A 19,358-nucleotide genomic window follows, 5' to 3' on the forward strand; every position below is an offset into this window, starting at 1 on the left:
GGAAGTACCTCTCCATGGAATTGCTAAAGCGTCAGCGAGCATTGGCTTGTTGTAATTGAGTCGGGGTGTAGCGGTTTTCTGTCTGGGCGATCTCGGTGAGCAGCGCCGGTACGTCGAGAATCAACGCCACGGCGCCACTGCCCAGGATGGTCGAGCCACTGATGCCGCGAAGGGCGCCAAACAGCTTGCCCAGCGGTTTGATCACGGTCTGGAATTCACCCAGCAAGTCATCCACCACCAGCCCGGCCTTGAGTTCTGCGTAGCGCACCACCACCACGTTCTGCCGACGCGCCGCCGGGCCTTCGTGGCTGAAGTGATCGCGCAGGTAGACCAGGGGCAGCACCTCGCCGCGCAGGTCGAGGTAGCCTTGCTCGCGGCTGGCGAGCCCATCGTCTTCGCTCAGCTCGATGCATTCCTGGACCATGTCCAGCGGTATCACATAGGTCGACTGACCGATGCCCACCAGGAATCCATTGATGATCGCCAGGGTCAGTGGCAGGCGGATGCGCACCACGGTGCCCTTGCCGGGCTGGCTGTCCAGGTCGACGGTGCCGCGCAGCAGGGTGATGTTGCGCTTGACCACGTCCATGCCCACGCCACGCCCTGAAAGGTTGGTCACGGCCTGGGCGGTGGAAAAGCCGGGTTCGAAAATCAGGTTGTAGATTTCCTGGTCGGTGGGGCTGGCACCGGGCTGTACCAGGCCACGTTCCTGGGCTTTTTCCAGGATCCGGTCGCGGTTCAGGCCGGCGCCGTCGTCGGCGATTTCCAGCACGATGCTGCCGGAGTCGTGATACGCGTTGAGGTGCAGGTGCCCCTTGACCGGTTTGCCGGCCGCCAGCCGGGCCTCGGCGGTTTCAATGCCGTGGTCCATGGCGTTGCGCAGCAGGTGCATGAGTGGGTCGCCGATTTTTTCCACCACGGTCTTGTCCAGCTCGGTCTCCGCGCCGCTGATGATCAGGTCGATGTCCTTGCCCAGTTCCTGGCTGACATCGCGCACCACCCGACGGAAGCGGTTGAAGGTTTCGCCAATGGGGATCATGCGCAGGCGCAGGGCGCCGTCGAGGATTTCTTCCACCAGCCCGGAGACCGACGAGGTGGCTTCCTGCAATGGGTCGTTGTGGCAGGTGCGGGCCAGCAGGCTGGCGCCGGCACTGGCAATGACCAGTTCACCCACCAGGTTGATCAACTCGTCGAGCTTGTCGGCATTGACCCGTACGTAGGTGCCGTCCTTGGCCTTGCTGTCGCTGGTCACCGCTTGTTTGTCGGTGGCGATCTGGGCGGGCATGCGCGGTGTCTTGCGCTGGTCGGACAGCAACTCGCCGGTGGCGACCAACGCAGTGGTTTCCTCGGCCGGTTCCGGTGATGTGGTCATCAGGCCGGTGTTGGCCGGAGGCGCAATGTCGTCATCTTGGGCAACGATCTCGATCTCGCAGTCTTCCCGGACGAAATCGAACACTTCGTTGATCGCCCCCTGGCTGGCGGCCGAGCGAAACGCGATGTCGAAGCCCAGGTAGCAGGACTCGGCGTCCCAGGCATCGGCGGCGGGCAGGGCGTCGGTCAGGGTAGTGAGGTCGACGATTTCACCCAGGGTTTGCAGGTAGCGCAGGAACGACAGCGGGTCCATGCCGTTGCGGAACACGTCCTGGCCGAAGCGCAGGGAAAGATGCCAGAGGCGCGTTTCGCCGAGTTCGCGGGTTTCGGTTTCCTGCGCCGACGTTGGCGCCGCGGTCGGGGAGGGCGCCTGGTATTCCTGCAGGATCTGGCACAGCTCCACTTCCCGTTGCAGGGCCGGTGGCGGCAGCGATCCGCCCTGATTGGCGGCCACGTTGATCAGTTCCAGCATGTGGTCACTGGACTTGAGCAACACCGCAATCAGGCCGGCGTCCACCTCGACGCTGCCGTTGCGCAGGCGGTCGAGTACGTCTTCGACAATGTGGGTGAAGCTGACGATCGGTTCCAGGCCGAACAGGCCGGCCGAACCCTTGATCGTGTGGGCCGCCCGGAAGATTGCGCCGATGGCGTCATCGTCGCCGGGGTCGGTTTCCAGTTGCAGCAGCGACTCTTCCATCGCCTGCAACTGTTCCCGTGCCTCGACGATGAAGGTCTGTTGTGCCTGATCGAGATTGATGCTCACGCTCATTTCCTTTGTCGTGTCCGACGTCCTAGGCAACCAGGTTGCACAGGGCAAGTGTCTCCGTGACGGCCTGGCTTTGGCCGGTGAGGGTCAGTTGGGTCCCGGCCCGGGAGGCCTCGCGCTGCACCATCAGCAGCAGTTGCAGGCCAGCGCCGTCCATCTCGGTGATCTGCGACAGATCAAGGGCCATTCGCGGCGTCACCCCCAGGTGCGGCAGCCACTGTGCGGCCAGCTCGGCCGCGGTGTAGATCGTCAGCTCGCCGTCGATGTGCACCTGGGCGGTGTCATCCTGTGTTTCGTAGTGCAACGGCATGGGAGCCTCCGGCTATCTAAGGAAGAATCAGCTTGGATACCGCCGCCAGCATCTGCGCCGGCTGGAACGGCTTGACCACCCAGGCCTTGGCCCCGGCGGCCTGGCCTTCCTGTTTCTTCGATTCCTGGGATTCGGTGGTGAGCATGATGATCGGCGTGAACTTGTAACTGGCCAGCTTCTTGACCTCCTTGACGAAGGTGATGCCGTCCATGTTGGGCATGTTCACGTCACTGATGATCAGATGCACTTTCTGGCCGTTGAGCTTGCCCAGCGCGTCCTTGCCATCGCTGGCTTCGATCACGTCATAGCCGGCACTTTTCAACGCGATGCCGACCACCTGCCGAACGCTCGCGGAGTCGTCGACAACCAATACACTTTTAGCCATGAGCGGCTCTCCTAAAAGAAGGTAATTTCCTGTGAACTCTGTTGCGCGCTCGAGTCGCCGTGGTGATTGCGGCGTTGCTCGTCGGTGGCGTAGGTGGTTTCCATGCGCGCCAGCCATTGGCGGGCATCGATGGAGACGGCCTGGTCGGGCGACTGACTGGCCTGCTGCAGATGCACATGCAGGTCCTCTATGTTGTCGCGCACGTGGCTGAGGATCTGGCTGACCCGATCCTGGAATTGCAGGCTGACCAGCACCTCGGTGAGTTCATCACGGATGCCGAAGCTTTCCCGTTGCAGCATGTCGGCCGAGTCGGCCAGGCGGCCGGTGACACTCTTGAAGCGCTCCAGCACCTGCTGGATGCTTTGCTCGGAGGCACTGACCGAATGGCTGTCCTGGTCCGCGCCGCTGGAGGCGGCATGCACCAGTTGGGTGATGGCGGTGTTGATGATGTCGACCTTGGCCGACATCTGTTGGCCGGTCTCGCTGGACTTGCTCGAGAGGCTGCGCACGGCGTCGGCCACCACCGCAAACCCACGCCCGGCCTCGCCGGCACGGGCGGCTTCGATGGCGGCGTTGAGGGCCAGCAGGTTGGTCTGCGCGGCAATCGCCGCGACGTCGGCGGCCATGGTCCGCAGCTCGCCGGTATAGGCCGTCAGGTTGCGCACCTGGGCCAGGGTTTCGTCGCGGCTGGCCTGGGTGGCCTTCAGGGAATCGATGACCTTGACCAGTTCACCTTCGCTTTGGGCCAGCACCTGCACGGCGCCGCCACCGCTGCTGCCGGCCAGTTCACCGGCGGCCAATTGCGAGGCTTGCACGGTGTCTTCCAGGCGTGACGAAATGCCGGTGAAGCGGCTGGTCAGGGAAACGATCGCGGTTTCGGTCTGCTGCCGGGAACTTTCGACCTGCTTGGCCCAGATCGGCATGGCACCGAGGATGACGTCGTTGAGTTGTGCGTGGGTTTTATGGGCCAGGTGCTCGCTGCCTTGCAGGTCGTGGTGGGCGATGGCGGCGGCGAGGGCACTGTCGAACTGCTGGCGTTGCGAACGCGCACCCCATACGCCAGCACCGACGCCCAGCGCCAGGATCGCCACACTCAAACCGATGTTTTGCCCACTCGTGCCATTGAGCGCCAGCACGCCAATGCCCGCGGCAATGGCCACCAGCACGGCACTCCAGAGAATGCGTGGTTGTGATTGGGAAAGGGAATGACCGTGAGAGTACGACGTCATGGTTCGGTCCTTGAACAGTGGTGCTGACAGGTAATTTGCGAATAACTGGTTATCTGCAAAGTCGGCACTGTCTTGAGGACCAGTCGTCCGATTTCGATAAAAATAATGGCACAGTGATATCTGAGAATAGACGAGATCGGGAAATTGTCGAGATGGCCTGACCTGTGGAGATCCCCGGGCTAGGGCGCTTGCTCCGGCTGGGGCGTGAGGCGAGCCTTTCCGCCAAGGGCGTCAGTCCGGTGGATTTGGGACGGTTGCGCAGCCCGACGGGAGCATGCGTCCTCGCCACGAAAACGGACATCTTCTGAAACAGAATCGATGTATTGAGCTAAATTACCCCGCATTGGATTTTCGAACCTGCCATCAGAGTCCCCATGCCGACCCAGCCCCTCTGGAAAACCTATCTCCTGTTCCTGATCCCCATGGTCCTGTCCAACTTCCTGCAGTCCATGTCCGGCACGTTCAACAGCATCTACATCGGCCAGATGCTCGGCACCCAGGCATTGGCGTCGGTGTCGGGCATGTTTCCCATCGTGTTTTTCTTTATCGCCTTGGTGATCGGCCTGGGCGCGGGGGCGGGGGTGTTGATCGGGCAGGCCTATGGCGCCGGCGAAACCGGTACGGTGAAGGCGATTGCCGGTTCGACCTTGTTGCTGGGAGCGATCATTGGCCTGGTGGCGGCGGTGCTTGGCAGTGTCTTTGCGCGTCAGGCGCTGCAAGGGCTCGGCACGCCGGCCGATGTGCTGGAGGACGCCGTTTCCTATGCCCGGGTCATGCTGTGGATCTTGCCGATGTTGCTGGTATTCGTGCTGTTCACCCAGTTGCTGCGCGGGGTGAGCGATACGGTGTCACCGATGTTGGCGCTGCTGGTGTCCACCAGTGTCGGGCTGCTGCTCACGCCAGCGTTGATTCGCGGCTGGCTGGGGTTGCCGCAGATGGGCATCCAGAGCGCGGCATGGGCGGGGCTGGCGGGGACGACGTCGGCGATGCTGATGCTGGCGTGGCGCCTGCGTCGCCGCGAGCATGCCCTGGCGCCGGACCGTGCTTTGTTCGCGGCGATGCGCCTGGACAGGGACATCCTCGGCAAGGTGTTGCGCATCGGCCTGCCCACGGGGTTGCAAATGGTGGTGATCTCGTTGTCGGAATTGGTGATCCTGGCGCTGGTCAATCGCCACGGCTCCCAGGCCACGGCGGCCTACGGCGCGGTGACGCAGATCGTCAACTACGTGCAGTTTCCGGCGCTGTCGATTGCCATCACTGCCTCGATCCTCGGCGCCCAGGCCATCGGTGCCGGCCGCCTGGAGCGCCTGGGGCCGATCCTGCGCACGGGGCTCGCATTCAACCTCTGGCTCACCGGTGGGCTGGTGCTCCTGGGCTACCTGTTGTCCCACTGGCTGCTGGGGCTGTTCATCACTGACCCGGCGGCGCGGGTCCAGGCCGAACATTTGCTGCATATCATGCTCTGGAGCTTGCTGGTGTTCGGCTTCCAGGCAATCGTCGGCGGCATCATGCGCGCCAGCGGCACGGTGCTGGTGCCGGTCGCCATCTCGATTTTCTGCATCGTCGCTGTGCAAGTGCCGGCCGCGTATCTGCTGGACGCGCACTTCGGGCTGCAAGGGGTGTGGATGGCGTTCCCGGTGGCTTACTTGAGCATGCTGTTGTTGCAGACGCTTTACTACAAGCGGGTCTGGCAGCATCAGCCGATTGAGCGGTTGGTGTAATCAATCCATCACCGGCCCCTGTGGGAGCGAGCTTGCTCGCGATGGCGTCGGCACACTCGGCATCGATGCAGGCTGATCCACCGCTATCGCGAGCAAGCTCGCTCCCACAAGGGTTCGGTGCCTGGCGATGTTACAGTGGTCGTTACCCGTCATGCCGCCACCGAGGATCCGATGCCTGCCAGCCCTCTACCCAACCTTGCTTACCGCGCCTTCCTCTTCGACATGGACGGCACACTGCTCAATTCCATCGCCGCCACCGAGCGAATCTGGACACGCTGGGCCCTGCGCCATGGCTTGGACGTGGCGACGTTCCTGCCGACCATCCATGGGGTGCGCGCCATCGACACCATCGCCCGCCAGCACCTGCCAGGGGTAGATGCCCAGGCCGAGGCCGAGCAGCTTACCCAGGAAGAAATCGAAGACGTCGAAGGGGTGGTGCAAGTGCCCGGTGCTCTGGCGTTTGTGAAAAGCCTGCCGCCAGAGCGATGGGCAATCGTCACCTCAGCGCCCATGGCATTGGCCTTGCGGCGTATGGAAGCGGCGGGGATCCCGCGCCCGGCAGTGATGGTCACCGCCGAGGACGTGAGCGACGGCAAGCCCGACCCCACCTGCTATCGCCTGGCGGCCGAACGCTTGCAGGTGACGCCCCAGGAGTGTCTGGTGTTTGAAGACGCCGAGGCCGGTATTCGGGCAGGCGAGGCCGCCGGGGCCGATGTGATGGTGGTGACGGCAACGCACACGCACCCTGTGGTCACCCTTCATCCGCAGATCAAGGATTACCGCAGCCTGGGTGTCGAGGTGGGTGCGGGCGGGTTGATGCGGTTGATTCCGATTTTGTGACCACAGCAAAACCCCTGTGGGAGCGGGCTTGCTCGCGAATGCGGTGTATCAGCCAACGTCAATATCCACTGATCTGACGCCTTCGCGAGCAAGCCCGCTCCCACACCGGCTCTGGGGCGTTGTGGTCAGGTCACCACGCGATAACACGGCACGTATGCCGCGCCGCCCGGCAGTTTCATGCGGTGTTGGGCGACGAAGGCCTGGAGCAGGCGGTCGAGGGGTTCCATGATGGCGGCGTCGCCGTGGATCTCGTAAGGACCGTGCTCTTCGATCAGGCGGATGCCCTTGTCCTTGACGTTACCGGCCACGATCCCCGAGAACGCCCGGCGCAGGTTGGCGGCCAGTTCGTGGGCGGGCAGGTCACGGCTCAGGCCGAGGCTGGCCATGTTGGCGTGAGTCGGGTCGAACGGGCGCTGGAAGCCCTCGTCGATCTTCAGCAGCCAGTTGAAGTGGAAGGCGTCGTTGCGCTCGCGGCGGAACTGCTTGACCTCCTTGAGCCCCTGGGTCATCTGCCGGGCCACTTCGGCCGGGTCGTCAATGATGATCTGGTAGTGCTTCTGCGCGGCCTCGCCCAGGGTCGCACCGACGAACGCATGCAACTGGTCGAGGTACGGCGCGGCGCTTTTCGGCCCGGTGAGCACGACGGGGAAGGGCAGGTCCTCGTTGGCTGGGTGCATCAGGATGCCCAGCAGGTACAGGAACTCTTCCGCCGTACCGGCGCCGCCGGGGAAGATGATAATGCCGTGGCCCACACGCACGAAGGCTTCCAGGCGTTTCTCGATGTCTGGCAGGATCACCAGCTCATTGACGATCGGGTTCGGCGCCTCGGCGGCGATGATTCCCGGCTCCGTCAGGCCCAGGTAGCGACCACCATGGATGCGCTGCTTGGCGTGGGCGATGGTGGCGCCTTTCATCGGGCCTTTCATCACGCCCGGGCCGCAGCCGGTGCAGATGTCCAGGCTGCGCAGGCCCAGTTCGTGGCCGACCTTCTTGGTGTATTTGTATTCTTCGGTGTTGATCGAGTGACCGCCCCAGCACACGACGATTTTCGGCTCCACGCCAGGACGCAGGGTGCGGGCGTTGCGCAGCAGGTGGAACACGTAGTCGCTGATGCCCTGGGACGAGCTGAGGTCGATGCGCTGGCTGTCCAGTTCGTTCTCGGTGTAGACGATATCGCGCAGGGCACTGAAGAGCATTTCCCGGGTGCTGGCGATCATTTCGCCGTCGACGAACGCATCGGCTGGCGCGTTCAGCAGCTCCAGGCGTACGCCCCGGTCCTGCTGGTGAATGCGGATCTCGAAGTCCTTGTAGGCTTCCAGGATGGTCTTGGCGTTATCGACATGGGCGCCGGTATTGAGAATGGCCAGGGCGCACTGGCGAAAGAGGGTATAGATACTGCCGGAACCGGCTTCGCTCAGTTGCTGGACTTCGCGCTGGGACAAGGTCTCCAGGCTGCCCTTGGGGCTTACCGAGGCGTTGATTACATGTCTTTGAGTCATTCAGCTTTCCTTGAAAACGATGCCATGCACACAACGACGGCATCTTGAAAAAAACGTCCACGCGGAAAGATCGCACGATCCTTGCGCTATCGCCATGGACTTCGATCCGGGCCCGGCTAGTCGGCGGCCATACAAAATGAGCCCCAGCATAGCTAAATCGACCAGGCAGGCGATAATGCGTGACTCTTTTGATGCCGTACAAGGAAATTGCGCCGCGATGTTCGAGATCAAACCGTGGGATGGCGATACCTACCGCAGGCAGACCCGCCGCAGCACCCTGATCATCGCGGTGGTGTTCCTGGCCCTGGCGATGCTGCTGTCCAGCCTGGCCGTGATGCTGTTGGGTACGCCCGGAGGCGATAACTTTCGCTTCAACCTCGGTGGGGTGATTGTCGCCGTGTTGGCGATGGCCGTGCTGATGCGCCAGTATTTCTGGTCGCAGCCGTGGATGGCCGCCGCGGTATATGGCTGGCAGCTCAAGCGCAGCCTGATGAAAATCACCAACGTGATGCATCAGGTGACGGCCGGTGTGCAAGCCCAGGACCCCACCGCCATGAAGCTGCTTCGCTTCTATCACCTGGGACTGGCCCAGATGCATCAGCTGGACGCCAACTCCAGCGCCCAGGGCTCATTGGCGCGTGAAGCCGACGGGCACCTGGCGAACATGCAGGCGCTGGGCCTGGACACCGAACAGTCGCGCCTGGACCCAAGCTGGATCGAGACGGTGAAGCAGGCGTATAACGCCGGTTGAGCTGTCAGAGGGTGCCGATGCGGTCCAGCTCGGCTTTCAGGGCCTGGGCGTCCAACTGGTCGAAGGGCAGGGCGAAGAAGGCCCGGCAGCGGGCTTCGATGCGGTCCAGGGTGCTGTGGAACGCCTGGCCGACCTGATCATCGTTGCCTTTGACCTCCGACGGGTCCGCCAGGCCCCAGTGGCTCTTGAGCGCCGGACCGAAATACACCGGGCAGGCCTCGTTGGCGGCGTTGTCGCACACCGTGATCACGATGTCCGGCGGGCTGCTCTCGAAAGCATCGTTGCCTTTGCTGCACAAGCCGTTGATACAGATACCGGCCTCCTGCAAGGTGCTCAGGCTGCGCGGCAGCACTTGGCCCTTGGGAAAGCTGCCGGCGCTGACGGCTTCGAACCCGGCCGGGGCCAGATGGTTGAACATCGCTTCGCTGAGAATGCTGCGGCAGCTGTTGGCGGTGCACATGAAGAGGACTTTCATCGATTCGGCTCCGATAGGCGCGGGGTGGGCTGCGCCGGAGTATATATGGATACTCGGATATATGAAATTCCATATTTCAGCGCCGTTGGATGGTTGGAATACCAGTGCGTGGCGAAGGAGTTTGCTCCTTAGCCGCAGGGTGTTCGAAGTGTCAAACAAACAGGGCGTTACGGAATTAGTTTGAATTATGGCTGTTTGAAATGTCCCGGCACGCCATGTTCTTCTTCGTTGGGCCTGGTTTTCTTCTGAACTTGCACATCGCTGAGTTCAACTTTCTCGAGTTCACTGAATGTCGCCCTCAACAAGGCTTCGGCTTCGCTGACACTCAATGTCTCGGAGCGGGCCTCGACCACGCGATTGTCGGGTTGGCCGTTGCTGATGAAACTGATAATGAATCGATCCCGGCTGCTCATGGGCGACCTCTGTACGGTCAAGCGCCAGGGCGCAGCGTGACTGCGTCCTGGCGGTTTTCCAGGTTACGATTTTCTGCCGCCGCCATGGCTGCGTTCGCCACCTTTCCTGCCGGCTTCAGAGGCTTTTTCCCGGTCGTTTGCAAAATTGCCGCCCGAAGCGTGTCCGCCTTTCTTGCCGGCTTCCGATGCTTTTTCACGATCATTTGCAAAATTACCTGGGTTCTTGTTTCCAGTGTTAGCCATGTTGAGAATCCTCATTTTGGTTAAGCGAGCAACTGCCTCGCCTAACTGTGAAAGAAGATTCCCGGGGGAAGTTTAATGAAAACGTTTCGTTGGCGACGAACGGTTATAGCTCGAATAAAAGCAAAGGGGAAAGTTATACAGCCGCTTCGCTTGAAAGTTGTACAGGATTACTGGGTTTTATTGATGAACCCATAAGCATTTTATTTATCAATGACATTGTTTAATCTTCACCGCCGCTGACTTTCCAGTGCTTGGCCTCCACAGGAAACACGACTTGCTCGACCCGATGGGCGATGCCGAAGGCCAGGGAATTTTCAGCCGGAATCACCCGTTCCTCGGCGCACAGGCACTTGAAGATATCCAATTGAGTCGCGGCGCCAGCGGTTTCCTTGACGTAGATCTCCACGTACCGCGCCACGTCGTTGTCCAGGCTGGACAGGTACTCACGCAGACGTGAATGGTCCACGGATTTCTGGCCGAAATACCAGTTCATCGGATGAATCAGGAACCTCGAGTGCGGGGTGGTGGTGCGGTCGCTGGCGGCCAGGAACATGATGATGCCCATCGACTCGATGTTGCCGGCGTTGACCGCCCGCACCGGCACTGGAAGGGACTTGATGAAGGTGTAGAGCGTAAAACCGAAGTTGGTGCTGCCGCCGACGGTGGAGAGGTTGAGCATCAGCGAGTCGGCACCTTTTTCAATGGCTTCCAGGCAATTGTCCCGGAAGCGTTCCGTGGTGCCCTGATCGATCTGGCAATGGAAATGGACAATGTGTTCGGACATCTGAAGCTCCTGTCGATTTCACCCTTTTAAAGTCTGCGCGTGGTCGTGCCGTAAAATTGGGAGTCCGGTGGCCTGCCGATGTTCCGCCTTCTTGGCTCGTTACGGGTGAATCGCGTCAAGCCGATTGCGCCTGTTCGCATGCCTCGGCGGCTTGTGTCATCCGTTGCAAGAATAGCGTCAATCCGGCTTCTTCTTCGCTGAGGCCTTTGCGGGCCCGGGGTTTGGGCAGTGCCTTCAGGGCGCCGAGCAGGAAACCCTCCACCACCGCCGGGTGGATGTAGCATTTGCGACAGACGGTCGGTGTGTTACCCAGTTGTCGGGAGACCTGCTTGACCATCTCGGTGACGTGTCTCTTGGCTTCGGTCTCAGTTTCCCAACGCAGCGCCCGCAGCCCGGCCAGAGCGGCTGCGCTGCCGGCCCAGGTGCGATAGTCCTTGGCGGTGAAGTCGGCGCCGGTCAGGGTCTTGAGGTAAGCGTTGATGTCCGAAGAACTGATGGAGTGGCGCTCGCCGTGTTCGTCCAGGTACTGGAACAGGTTCTGCCCGGGAATCTCCTGGCAGCGCTTGATGATCCGCGCCAGGCGCCGGTCCTTCACGGTGATCTGGTGCTCGATGCCGCTTTTGCCGCGGAACTGAAAGGCGATGGCACTGCCGTTGACTTCCACATGCTTGTTGCGCAGGGTCGTCAGGCCGTAGGAGCGATTGTCGCGAGCGTATTGGGGGTTGCCGACGCGGATCAGGGTCATGTCCAGGAGGGTGATGACCGTGGCCATGACTTTGTCGCGGCTGAAACCGGGCGTGGCGAGGATTTCTTCCAGGCGTTTGCGCAGGCGCGGCAGGGCGCGTCCGAATTCCAGCATCCGCGAATACTTGTCCGCATCGCGCACCTCACGCCAGCGCGCGTGGTAGCGGTACTGCTTGCGCCCGCGGGCATCGCGCCCGGTGGCCTGGAGATGACCTCGGGGGTCGATGCAGATCCACACATCCGTGTAGGCCGGCGGCACCGCCAGGGCGTTGATGCGCTGGATCTCGGCCGCATCGGTGATGCGCTGGCCCTGCGGGTCGAAATAACAGAACTTGCCACGCAATTTCTTGCGGGTGATGCCGGGGGCGGTGTCGTCGACGTAATGCAGGTCGGCCGGCAGTGCATCCGGCGGCAGGGTGTCGGGCATGAAGAAAGTCCTTGGCAGCGAATCCGGTGGCCTGTGATCGATTGACCGCAGCCCGTTGCGGTCGTGCCAAGATTCTGCGGCTACCCGCAACCCTTGTGGGAGCGAGCTTGCTCGCGATAGCGGTGAATCAGCTTGCATCAATGTTGGATGTACCGCCGTCATCGCGAGCAAGCTCGCTCACACAAGGGGACTACGCCAACACTGCCACCGCCTTGATCTGCGCCCACAACGCCAGCCCCGGCCGCAGGTTCAACTGGTCGCGGGAGTAACGGGTAATGCGCGCCAGCAGCGGAGTACCGGCGGCTTCCAGGCGGACCAGCACATGGGCGGCGTTGTCGGCGGCCTGTTCGCTGACTACCGTGACTGGCAGGCGGTTGAGGATGCTGGTCTGGGCATCGTTCGCCAGGCTGAGACTGACGTCCCGGGCCTGGACTTTGAAGCGCAGCGGCTGGCCGAGGGCCAGGGACGTGTGGGCGACGCGTACGGTCAGTTGGCTGTCGGGCAGGTTCAGGGTCAGCAATTGATACGCCGGGTCATAGCCGCTGACCTTGCCCTCGATCACCACCCCGGCGTCATCCCCCAGGGCCAATGGCAGGTCGAGCCGGGCCAGGGTTTCGCCGATGGGGCCGCTGGCCTGCGCGCGGCCAGCGTCGAGCAGCACGATGTGATCGGCCAGGCGCGCCACTTCGTCCTGGGAATGGCTGACATACAGCACCGGGATGTCCAGCTCATCGTGGAGTCGTTGCAGGTAGGGCAGGATTTCGTTTTTGCGCCGGGTATCGAGGGCCGCCAGCGGCTCATCCATCAGCAGCAGCCGCGGGCTGGTGAGCAAGGCTCGGGCGATGCCCACCCGTTGGCGCTCGCCGCCGGAGAGGTTGTGCGGCTGGCGCTCGAGCAAGTGCCCGATACCCAGCAGATCGGTGGCCTGGTTCATGTCCACTCGCCGTTGTGCCGGCGCGATGCGCTTGAGGCCGAACGCCAGGTTGGCCCGTACCGACAGATGGGCGAACAGGCTGGCCTCTTGGAACACATACCCCACCGGCCGCTTGTGGGGCGGCACGAACACGCCGTGCTCGCTGTCCTGCCACACTTGGCCGTTGACCTCGATAAAGCCCCGGGCCGGCCGCTCCAACCCGGCAATGCAGCGCAGGCAAGTGGTCTTGCCGGAGCCGGAAGGCCCATACAGGGCGGTCACGCCACGGCCTGGCAGTTGCACATCCAGGTCCAGGGAAAAAGCTCCGTGGTCGAGTTGCAAGTGCGCGTTGATCATCGATCAGCCCCAACCGGCACGGGTTCGGCGGCTGGAATACAACGCCAGCAGCACCAGGAATGAAAACACCAGCATCGCCGCCGCCAGCCAGTGGGCCTGGGCATACTCCAGGGCTTCGACATGGTCGTAGATCTGCACCGACACCACCCGGGTTTTCTCCGGGATGTTGCCGCCGATCATCAGCACCACGCCGAATTCGCCGACGGTGTGAGCGAAACCCAGAATCGCCGCGGTGATGAAACCGGGACGGGCCAGGGGCAGGATGACGCTGAAAAACGTATCCCAGGGCCCGGCTCGCAGGGTGGCGGCGACTTCCAGGGGGCGACTGCCGATGGCCGCGAAGGCGTTTTGCAACGGTTGCACCACAAACGGCATGGAATAGATCACCGAGCCGATCACCAGCCCGGTAAAGCTGAAGGTGAGGGTGCCCAACCCGAGGGCCTGGGTGAGCTGGCCGATCCAGCCGTTCGGCCCCAATGCCAGCAGCAGGTAAAAGCCAATCACCGTTGGCGGTAGCACCAACGGCAACGCCACCACCGCCCCCACCGGCCCGCGCAACCAGGAGCGGGTGCGTGACAGCCACAACGCGATGGGCGTGCCGACGAGCAGCAGGATCACCGTGGTCAAGGACGCCAGCTTCAGGGTCAGCCAGATGGCGGCGTAGTCGGCGCTGGTCAGGGGCATTTAGCGTTGGTAACCGTAGGCTTGGATGATGGCAGCGGCTTTCGGGCCTTTGAGGTAATCCACCAGGGCCACGGCGGCGGGGTTGTCCCGGCCCTTGGTGAGGATCACCGCGTCCTGTTTGATCGGGTCATGCAGTTCGGCCGGGACGATCCACGCCGAACCGCCGGTGACCTTGCCGTCCTTGTAGATCTGCGACAAGGCGACGAAGCCCAGCTCGGCGTTGCCGGTGGAGACGAACTGGTAGGCCTGGGTGATGTTCTGGCCTTCGACGAGCTTGCTTTTGACCTGGTTGGTCAAGCCCAGCTTGTCCAGCACCTGGGTCGCGGCCAGGCCATAGGGCGCGGCTTTCGGGTTGGCGATGGACAGGTGTTGGAAGTCGTTGCGCTTGAGGACCTGGCCCTGGTTGTCGACATAACCGGCCTTGGCCGACCACAGCGCCAAGGTGCCGACAGCGTAGGTGAAGCGCGAGCCCTTGACGGTGTCGCCTTCGCTTTCGAGCCTGGCCGGGGTGGTGTCGTCGGCGGCGAGGAAAACCTCGAATGGCGCGCCATTCTTGATCTGCGTGTAGAACTGCCCGGTGGCACCGTACGCCGCCACCAGTTTATGCCCGGTGTCTTTTTCGAAATCGGCGGCAATGGCCTGGATCGGCGCAGTGAAATTGGCGGCGACCGCCACCTGCACCTCGGCGGCCTGGACGGCGCCAATAGTCAGGAACGGGATCAACAGCAACGGCGCGAAGCGGGTGAGGCGCATAGATGAGGCTCCGAGGGCAGGTTCGCTATATATCGGAATATATAGCGAATGGCCGACAAACGGAACGCGGCATTTTGTCGGGGCAACGAGAAGGCGAGGACTGGCCCCATCGCGAGCAAGCTCGCTCCCACAGGGGATAGGGGAGCAACCGGCAATCCGGACACACCACTGGACCTGTGGGAGCGAGCTTGCTCGCGATGGCGGCCTGACAGGCGATGACGACCGTCAGGGCCGCCCACGGTTGTTGAATCGGGCCAATGCCTCTTCAGCCAACCGCCGGGTCAGTTCGGCGCTCGACAGCTCGCGGCCCATTGGAAACGCCTGGCCGGCCCAGAGGTTGCTGAAGTCCGCTTCGCCCTTGGCGCGCAACGGCATCAATGCGCCGCCCGCCAGGGGAAATGCCGGCGCGAGCGGGCTCATCGGGCCTACTTCGCGCATCACCCGGTTGACGATGCCCCGGGCCGGGCGGCCGGTGAACAGGTTGGTGACGGCGGTCTGGCTTTCCTTGGCCGTGCGCAACGCCCGGTGATGGGACGCGCTGATTTTCGCCTCGGGGGTGAACAGGTAGGCGCTGCCCAGTTGCACCGCCGAGGCGCCCAGGGCGAATGCCGCGACAATCCCGCGCGCATCGCCAATGCCGCCGGTGGCGATCACCGGTACCTTCACCGCATCCACCACCTGCGGCAGCAAGGCAAACAGGCCGACCTGGGTGTTGAGGTCGTCGCTGAGGAACATCCCGCGATGGCCTCCGGCTTCATAGCCCATGGCGATGATCGCGTCGCAACCGTGCTGTTCGAGCCAGATGGCTTCCTCGACGGTGGTGGCCGACGAAAGGATTTTCGCCCCGGTGGCCTTTACCCGGTCCAGCAGGGATTTTTCCGGCAGGCCAAAGTGGAAACTGACCACCTTGGGACGCATCTCCTCCAATACCCGGCAGGCGGCATCATCGAAGGGGGTGCGGTTGGACACCGGGGTCGGTGCGTCGAAGTCGACGCCCAGTTCCTGATAATACGGCTTGAGCCGTTGCTTCCAGGTCTCGGCCCGCTGTTCGTCGAAGGCCGGCGGTTGGTGACAGAAAAAATTCACGTTGAACGGCTTGTCGGTCTGTTCGCTGATGGTCGTCAGCGCCTGGCGCAACTGCTCGACATCGAGCATCGCCGCCGGCATCGAACCCAGCCCGCCGGCATTGCAGGTGGCGACCACCATGGCCGGCCCGGTCACCCCGGCCAGCGGCCCCTGGATGATGGGCAGCTCGATACCGAGCAGATCAAGAAGGCGAGTGTCTGGCCACTGGCTCATGTGCGGGTCTCCGACGGCAGAAGGAAACAGCGTTTTTAGCAGGTGTGGGCCGGCGAGGGCCAGTCGAGTTTTTCAATCGCCCTCGGCAACTTGATCCCGTCGGTGGGAGGGTTACCATGCGGCTTCAGTCATCAAGGAGCCTGACCCATGGACGTGAAACTCAAGACCGTCGAACCCTTCACCGTGGCCGGTTTGCAGGTGCACACCCGCAACACCGACGAGCAGCGGCCCGACACGGCGAAGATCGGCCCGATGTGGCAGCAGTTCTTCAACGAAGGGTTGTTCGACAGCATCCCGGCCCGGCAGTCGGAGTCGTTTGTCTATGGGGTGTATTCCAACTACGAGTCCGACGCCACCGGCTACTTCGATGTGACGGCCGGCGTACAGGTGGATGCGACGAGCGCCGGTTACCCCGCCGTGGACATCGAGGGCGGCGACTACCTGGTGTTTTCGGCCAAGGGGCCGATGCCCGATTGCGTGATCCAGACCTGGGGCCTGATCTGGGCCTACTTCGCCGATAACCCACAGACGCTACGCCGCTTCACCACCGATTTCGAGGTCTACAGCGGCCCCGACTCGGTGGCGATCTACATCGGCGTTCAGTCCCCGGCCGAGCGCTCCAGCGCCAGCAGCTGACGCTTGCGCTCCACGCCCCAGCGATAGCCCGACAGGTTGCCGTCGCTGCGCACCACCCGGTGGCAAGGGATCGCCACCGCCAGGCTGTTGGCGCCGCAGGCCTGGGCCACGGCGCGCACGGCCTTGGGCATGCCGATGCGCTGGGCGATCTCGGCGTAGCTGGCGGTGCTGCCCGCGGGAATGTCCCGCAACGCTTGCCAGACCCGTTCCTGAAAGGCGGTGCCGCGCAGGTCCAAGGGCAGGTCCAGGCCCAGGGCCGGTGCTTCGACAAAGCCCACCACTTGGGCAATCAACTGCTCGAATTCCCGGTCGGCGCCAATGAGGTTGGCCCGGCGGAATTTGTCCTGCAGGTCCCGCACCAGCGCGTCGGGGTCGTCTCCCAGCAGGATCGCGCACACGCCACGCTCGCTTTGCGCCACCAGGATCGCGCCGAGGGAGCATTGGCCGACGGCGAAACGGATGTCGGTGTTCTGCCCGGCGGCGCGGTAGTCCGTAGGCTTCATGCCCAATACCTTGTCGGCGGCTTCATAAAAGCGGCTGTTGGAATTGAAACCGGCGTCGTACAGCGCCTCGGTGATCGTGCCGCCATCGGCCAGGCGTGCGCGCACCTTGCGTGAGCGATGGGCGGCAGCGTAACCCTTGGGCGTCAGGCCGGTGACGGCCTTGAAGACCCGATGAAAGTGGAAGGGGCTCAAGCCGGCGCTTGCTGCCAGCTCATTCAGGCCTGGCAGTTCCTCGGCCGCCTCGATCTGCCGGCAGGCCGCCGCGACTCGGGCCGCTTGTTGGGCGGCGATCTGGGTCTGGTCCCGGGCCACGCGCTTGCTGGGCCGGTAGCCGGCGGCCTGGGCCTGTTCCGGCGTGTCGAAGAATTCGACGTTGCGTGGGTTGGGCAGGCGCGACAGGCTGCTGGGGTGGCAATAGATGCCGGTGGTTTTCACACCATAGACGAATTGCCCATCGGCGCGCGGATCCCGGGCGAGCACGGCGGCCCAGCGGGGATCCAGTTCAGGGGCAAGATTGTTCGAAGTATTGTTCATGGTCGTTATCCCATTGGCCCGTTTTGCCTACAGTAGCGAGCCATCCAAGTGACGACACTCCGGGGCTTGCGGTTGAATTCTGCACCTTCATCCGGCGGTGCGAAACGTCAGGTTGATTCGCTGGGCCCCCAGGCGCGGGTGTTGTCCTTCCTTGAGCGGCAACACGCCGTGGTAACGCAACCGGTCCACGCCGCCCCAGACCACGATGTCACCATGGAGCAGCGGGATGCGCAGGCTCTTGTCGCTGCGCTCGAAGCCGCCGAACTGGAACACCGCTGGCAAGCCCAGGGAGATCGAGACGATGGGCGCGGCGAGGGAGCGTTCGTCCTTGTCCTGGTGCAGCGACATCCGCGCGCCGGGCACGTAGCGGTTGATCAGGCAGCTGTCGGGTTCGAAATGCTCGAACTGCGCCTGCCGGGCGGCGGCCTGGGCCAGTTCGCGAAACACCGCCGGCATGTCGGGCCAGGGGTGGCCGGTCTGCGGGTCATGGGCGGTGTAGCGATAGCCGCTGCGGTCGGTGGTCCAGCCCAGGGCGCCGCAACTGCTCAAGGCCACCGACATGGTAAAGCCACCGGGCGTGACCATCTGCCGGAACGGCGCAGCCTGCAGGACGCTTTCCAGCGCCGGCAGCAAACGGTCGAGCCAGGGCAAGGCGAACCCACGCAGTACGAAGGATTGTTGGCCAATCTGTTCGATCTGGCCGGACGTGGTGGGCGCCTGGTCGGCGAACAGGTCCAATGTGAACGGTGTGTCGTTACTGCGCATCATGAAAAATGATTCCCAAGGTGTGCCGTCTGCCGCTGTGCACGCGGCTGACGCCATGGCGCATGTTCACCCGATAATAACCGCGAACGCCTTTGACTGGCCGTTGGTGCACGGCAAATACCACGGCGTCGCCCTGTTTCAGATCGATGACCTGGGGCCGCGACTGCATGCGCGGGCGCTGTTCAGTGAGGACAAACTCGCCGCCGGTAAAGTCCTGGCCCGGTTCCGACAACAGGATCGCGACCTGCAAGGGGAACACCTGCTCGCCATACAGATCCTGGTGCAGGCAGTTGTAGTCCTGCGGACCGTATTGCAGCAATAAGGGCGTCGGACGCGATTGTCCCGCAGCGTGACAGCGTTGGATGAAGTCGGCGTGCTGGTCGGGATATCGCCCTTCAAGGCCCATGCATTCGTTCCAGCGGTTCGCCAGCGGCACCAGCATTGGGTACAACGCCTGACGCAGCTGTTGGATGAGGTCCGGTAGCGGATAGCGGAAATACTGATACTCGCCGCGCCCGAATCCGTGGCGGGCCATGATCACCCGGGAACGAAAAAGCCCGCTCTCTGCGTATAAACCGCTGAGCATTCGACATTGCGTGGCGGGCAGCAGGTTGCGGATGAGCGCGCTGCCGTCCTGCTCGAGGCTGTGTTCCAGGGCCGACCCATCCAGGTGATTTATTCGTTGGGTCAGTGAGGGCAGATGCGGGGGAGTGGGCATGATGACAATCCTTGGTGCAAAGGATTGCTCAGTCTGGGGAGTGCTTCGTTGGTCAGCACTCCGGTTCTTGCGATGCATTAATGTCCTGAGTCGCTCCCGTCAGCAGGCACGACGAATCCTCTGTGGCGAGGGAGCTTGCTCCCGCTCGACTGCGTAGCAGTCGTAAAACCTGCCAGCGCGGTCTGCTTGCAAGAATGCACCAGACAATGGGGCGGCTTCGCCGCCCGGCGGGAGCAAG

The 19,358-nt window shown here is 63.0% G+C and carries 21 protein-coding genes; 4 read left to right on the forward strand and 17 right to left on the reverse strand.

Annotation, left to right across the window (positions count from 1 at the left end; translation table 11 throughout):
* Window positions 1–31: 31 nt before the first annotated feature.
* Genes BLO80_RS12645 through BLO80_RS12660 form a run of 4 tightly spaced genes read right to left on the reverse strand, consistent with a single transcriptional unit; the run spans window position 32 to window position 4,061 of the window.
* Entirely contained in the window at window positions 32–2,134 is a 2,103-nt protein-coding gene (locus tag BLO80_RS12645; RefSeq protein ID WP_092328224.1) for a chemotaxis protein CheA, read from the reverse strand.
* A gap of 28 nt (window positions 2,135–2,162) precedes the next feature.
* Entirely contained in the window at window positions 2,163–2,447 is a 285-nt protein-coding gene (locus BLO80_RS12650) for an STAS domain-containing protein (RefSeq protein ID WP_092328088.1), read from the reverse strand.
* A gap of 16 nt (window positions 2,448–2,463) precedes the next feature.
* Window positions 2,464–2,832, reverse strand: coding sequence for a response regulator (locus BLO80_RS12655; protein WP_003203044.1), 369 nt, complete (start codon window positions 2,830–2,832; stop codon window positions 2,464–2,466).
* 11 nt (window positions 2,833–2,843) lie between these two features.
* On the reverse strand, window positions 2,844–4,061 hold the full coding sequence (locus BLO80_RS12660; protein ID WP_092328086.1) for a methyl-accepting chemotaxis protein: 1,218 nt from the start codon (window positions 4,059–4,061) through the stop codon (window positions 2,844–2,846).
* A gap of 374 nt (window positions 4,062–4,435) precedes the next feature.
* On the opposite strand from BLO80_RS12660, the gene BLO80_RS12665 reads away from it, so the two are divergent.
* The gene (locus tag BLO80_RS12665; protein ID WP_092196685.1) at window positions 4,436–5,782 is read left to right on the forward strand and encodes an MATE family efflux transporter; all 1,347 of its coding nucleotides are present in this window, start codon (window positions 4,436–4,438) and stop codon (window positions 5,780–5,782) included.
* Between the two features lie 171 nt (window positions 5,783–5,953).
* Window positions 5,954–6,622: an HAD family hydrolase gene (locus BLO80_RS12670; protein ID WP_092328085.1), complete on the forward strand. Its 669-nt coding sequence runs from the start codon at window positions 5,954–5,956 to the stop codon at window positions 6,620–6,622.
* Between the two features lie 125 nt (window positions 6,623–6,747).
* Here BLO80_RS12670 and ppnN read toward each other — a convergent pair whose 3' ends face one another.
* Complete coding sequence (gene ppnN, locus BLO80_RS12675; protein WP_092196679.1) at window positions 6,748–8,121, reverse strand: nucleotide 5'-monophosphate nucleosidase PpnN; 1,374 nt, start codon at window positions 8,119–8,121, stop codon at window positions 6,748–6,750.
* A 217-nt stretch (window positions 8,122–8,338) separates the two neighbouring features.
* Between ppnN and BLO80_RS12680 the strand changes: the two genes are divergently transcribed.
* Window positions 8,339–8,872, forward strand: coding sequence for a DUF3087 family protein (locus BLO80_RS12680; protein WP_092328083.1), 534 nt, complete (start codon window positions 8,339–8,341; stop codon window positions 8,870–8,872).
* Window positions 8,873–8,876: 4 nt separating this feature from the next.
* Here the strand turns inward: BLO80_RS12680 and BLO80_RS12685 are convergent, their stop codons facing one another.
* From BLO80_RS12685 to BLO80_RS12725, 9 genes are all read right to left on the reverse strand, one after another.
* On the reverse strand, window positions 8,877–9,347 hold the full coding sequence (locus BLO80_RS12685) for an arsenate reductase ArsC (RefSeq protein WP_092328082.1): 471 nt from the start codon (window positions 9,345–9,347) through the stop codon (window positions 8,877–8,879).
* A 185-nt stretch (window positions 9,348–9,532) separates the two neighbouring features.
* A complete protein-coding gene (locus BLO80_RS12690) occupies window positions 9,533–9,760 on the reverse strand; it encodes a hypothetical protein (protein ID WP_092328080.1) in 228 nt (75 codons plus the stop codon).
* Between the two features lie 63 nt (window positions 9,761–9,823).
* Window positions 9,824–10,003 (reverse strand): con-10 family general stress protein, encoded by a 180-nt coding sequence (locus tag BLO80_RS12695; RefSeq protein ID WP_082343568.1) that lies wholly within the window; start codon window positions 10,001–10,003, stop codon window positions 9,824–9,826.
* Between the two features lie 220 nt (window positions 10,004–10,223).
* Entirely contained in the window at window positions 10,224–10,787 is a 564-nt protein-coding gene (locus BLO80_RS12700; protein WP_092328079.1) for an ATP-dependent Clp protease proteolytic subunit, read from the reverse strand.
* A 115-nt stretch (window positions 10,788–10,902) separates the two neighbouring features.
* Window positions 10,903–11,958 carry a DNA topoisomerase IB gene (locus BLO80_RS12705; protein ID WP_092328077.1) on the reverse strand — a complete coding sequence of 352 codons (1,056 nt, stop codon included), beginning with the start codon at window positions 11,956–11,958 and terminating at the stop codon, window positions 10,903–10,905.
* A 190-nt stretch (window positions 11,959–12,148) separates the two neighbouring features.
* Window positions 12,149–13,228 carry a molybdenum ABC transporter ATP-binding protein gene (gene modC / locus BLO80_RS12710; protein WP_092328076.1) on the reverse strand — a complete coding sequence of 360 codons (1,080 nt, stop codon included), beginning with the start codon at window positions 13,226–13,228 and terminating at the stop codon, window positions 12,149–12,151.
* Between the two features lie 3 nt (window positions 13,229–13,231).
* Window positions 13,232–13,912: a molybdate ABC transporter permease subunit gene (gene modB / locus BLO80_RS12715; protein ID WP_092328074.1), complete on the reverse strand. Its 681-nt coding sequence runs from the start codon at window positions 13,910–13,912 to the stop codon at window positions 13,232–13,234.
* The gene (gene modA / locus BLO80_RS12720) at window positions 13,913–14,665 is read right to left on the reverse strand and encodes a molybdate ABC transporter substrate-binding protein (RefSeq protein ID WP_092328073.1); all 753 of its coding nucleotides are present in this window, start codon (window positions 14,663–14,665) and stop codon (window positions 13,913–13,915) included.
* Between the two features lie 225 nt (window positions 14,666–14,890).
* Complete coding sequence (locus BLO80_RS12725; protein WP_092328072.1) at window positions 14,891–15,964, reverse strand: NAD(P)H-dependent flavin oxidoreductase; 1,074 nt, start codon at window positions 15,962–15,964, stop codon at window positions 14,891–14,893.
* Between the two features lie 147 nt (window positions 15,965–16,111).
* Between BLO80_RS12725 and BLO80_RS12730 the strand changes: the two genes are divergently transcribed.
* Entirely contained in the window at window positions 16,112–16,600 is a 489-nt protein-coding gene (locus BLO80_RS12730; RefSeq protein WP_092328070.1) for a GyrI-like domain-containing protein, read from the forward strand.
* On the opposite strand, the gene ada is transcribed toward BLO80_RS12730, so the two are convergent.
* The 3 genes from ada to BLO80_RS12745 form a co-directional block, all read right to left on the reverse strand.
* Window positions 16,564–17,637: a bifunctional DNA-binding transcriptional regulator/O6-methylguanine-DNA methyltransferase Ada gene (ada, locus tag BLO80_RS12735; protein WP_092328069.1), complete on the reverse strand. Its 1,074-nt coding sequence runs from the start codon at window positions 17,635–17,637 to the stop codon at window positions 16,564–16,566. The genes BLO80_RS12730 and ada overlap by 37 nt on opposite strands.
* A gap of 87 nt (window positions 17,638–17,724) precedes the next feature.
* A complete protein-coding gene (gene alkB, locus BLO80_RS12740) occupies window positions 17,725–18,405 on the reverse strand; it encodes a DNA oxidative demethylase AlkB (RefSeq protein ID WP_092328067.1) in 681 nt (226 codons plus the stop codon).
* Window positions 18,392–19,120: a 2OG-Fe(II) oxygenase gene (locus tag BLO80_RS12745; protein WP_092328066.1), complete on the reverse strand. Its 729-nt coding sequence runs from the start codon at window positions 19,118–19,120 to the stop codon at window positions 18,392–18,394. The genes alkB and BLO80_RS12745 overlap by 14 nt, the downstream gene beginning before the upstream one ends.
* Between the last annotated feature and the right edge of the window lie 238 nt (window positions 19,121–19,358).

The sequence above is a fragment of the Pseudomonas sp. NFACC56-3 genome, assembly GCF_900100025.1.
Classification (GTDB): Bacteria; Pseudomonadota; Gammaproteobacteria; order Pseudomonadales; family Pseudomonadaceae; genus Aquipseudomonas; species Aquipseudomonas fluorescens_AA.

Coding starts and splice junctions, on each gene's coding strand:
- BLO80_RS12650 (WP_092328088.1), bottom strand. CDS start 2,447: ATGCCGTTGCACTACGAAACACAGGATGACACCGCCCAGGTGCACATC.
- BLO80_RS12655 (WP_003203044.1), bottom strand. CDS start 2,832: ATGGCTAAAAGTGTATTGGTTGTCGACGACTCCGCGAGCGTTCGGCAG.
- BLO80_RS12660 (WP_092328086.1), bottom strand. CDS start 4,061: ATGACGTCGTACTCTCACGGTCATTCCCTTTCCCAATCACAACCACGC.
- BLO80_RS12665 (WP_092196685.1), top strand. CDS start 4,436: ATGCCGACCCAGCCCCTCTGGAAAACCTATCTCCTGTTCCTGATCCCC.
- BLO80_RS12670 (WP_092328085.1), top strand. CDS start 5,954: ATGCCTGCCAGCCCTCTACCCAACCTTGCTTACCGCGCCTTCCTCTTC.
- ppnN (WP_092196679.1), bottom strand. CDS start 8,121: ATGACTCAAAGACATGTAATCAACGCCTCGGTAAGCCCCAAGGGCAGC.
- BLO80_RS12680 (WP_092328083.1), top strand. CDS start 8,339: ATGTTCGAGATCAAACCGTGGGATGGCGATACCTACCGCAGGCAGACC.
- BLO80_RS12685 (WP_092328082.1), bottom strand. CDS start 9,347: ATGAAAGTCCTCTTCATGTGCACCGCCAACAGCTGCCGCAGCATTCTC.
- BLO80_RS12690 (WP_092328080.1), bottom strand. CDS start 9,760: ATGAGCAGCCGGGATCGATTCATTATCAGTTTCATCAGCAACGGCCAA.
- BLO80_RS12695 (WP_082343568.1), bottom strand. CDS start 10,003: ATGGCTAACACTGGAAACAAGAACCCAGGTAATTTTGCAAATGATCGT.
- BLO80_RS12700 (WP_092328079.1), bottom strand. CDS start 10,787: ATGTCCGAACACATTGTCCATTTCCATTGCCAGATCGATCAGGGCACC.
- BLO80_RS12705 (WP_092328077.1), bottom strand. CDS start 11,958: ATGCCCGACACCCTGCCGCCGGATGCACTGCCGGCCGACCTGCATTAC.
- modC (WP_092328076.1), bottom strand. CDS start 13,228: ATGATCAACGCGCACTTGCAACTCGACCACGGAGCTTTTTCCCTGGAC.
- modB (WP_092328074.1), bottom strand. CDS start 13,912: ATGCCCCTGACCAGCGCCGACTACGCCGCCATCTGGCTGACCCTGAAG.
- modA (WP_092328073.1), bottom strand. CDS start 14,665: ATGCGCCTCACCCGCTTCGCGCCGTTGCTGTTGATCCCGTTCCTGACT.
- BLO80_RS12725 (WP_092328072.1), bottom strand. CDS start 15,964: ATGAGCCAGTGGCCAGACACTCGCCTTCTTGATCTGCTCGGTATCGAG.
- BLO80_RS12730 (WP_092328070.1), top strand. CDS start 16,112: ATGGACGTGAAACTCAAGACCGTCGAACCCTTCACCGTGGCCGGTTTG.
- ada (WP_092328069.1), bottom strand. CDS start 17,637: ATGAACAATACTTCGAACAATCTTGCCCCTGAACTGGATCCCCGCTGG.
- alkB (WP_092328067.1), bottom strand. CDS start 18,405: ATGATGCGCAGTAACGACACACCGTTCACATTGGACCTGTTCGCCGAC.
- BLO80_RS12745 (WP_092328066.1), bottom strand. CDS start 19,120: ATGCCCACTCCCCCGCATCTGCCCTCACTGACCCAACGAATAAATCAC.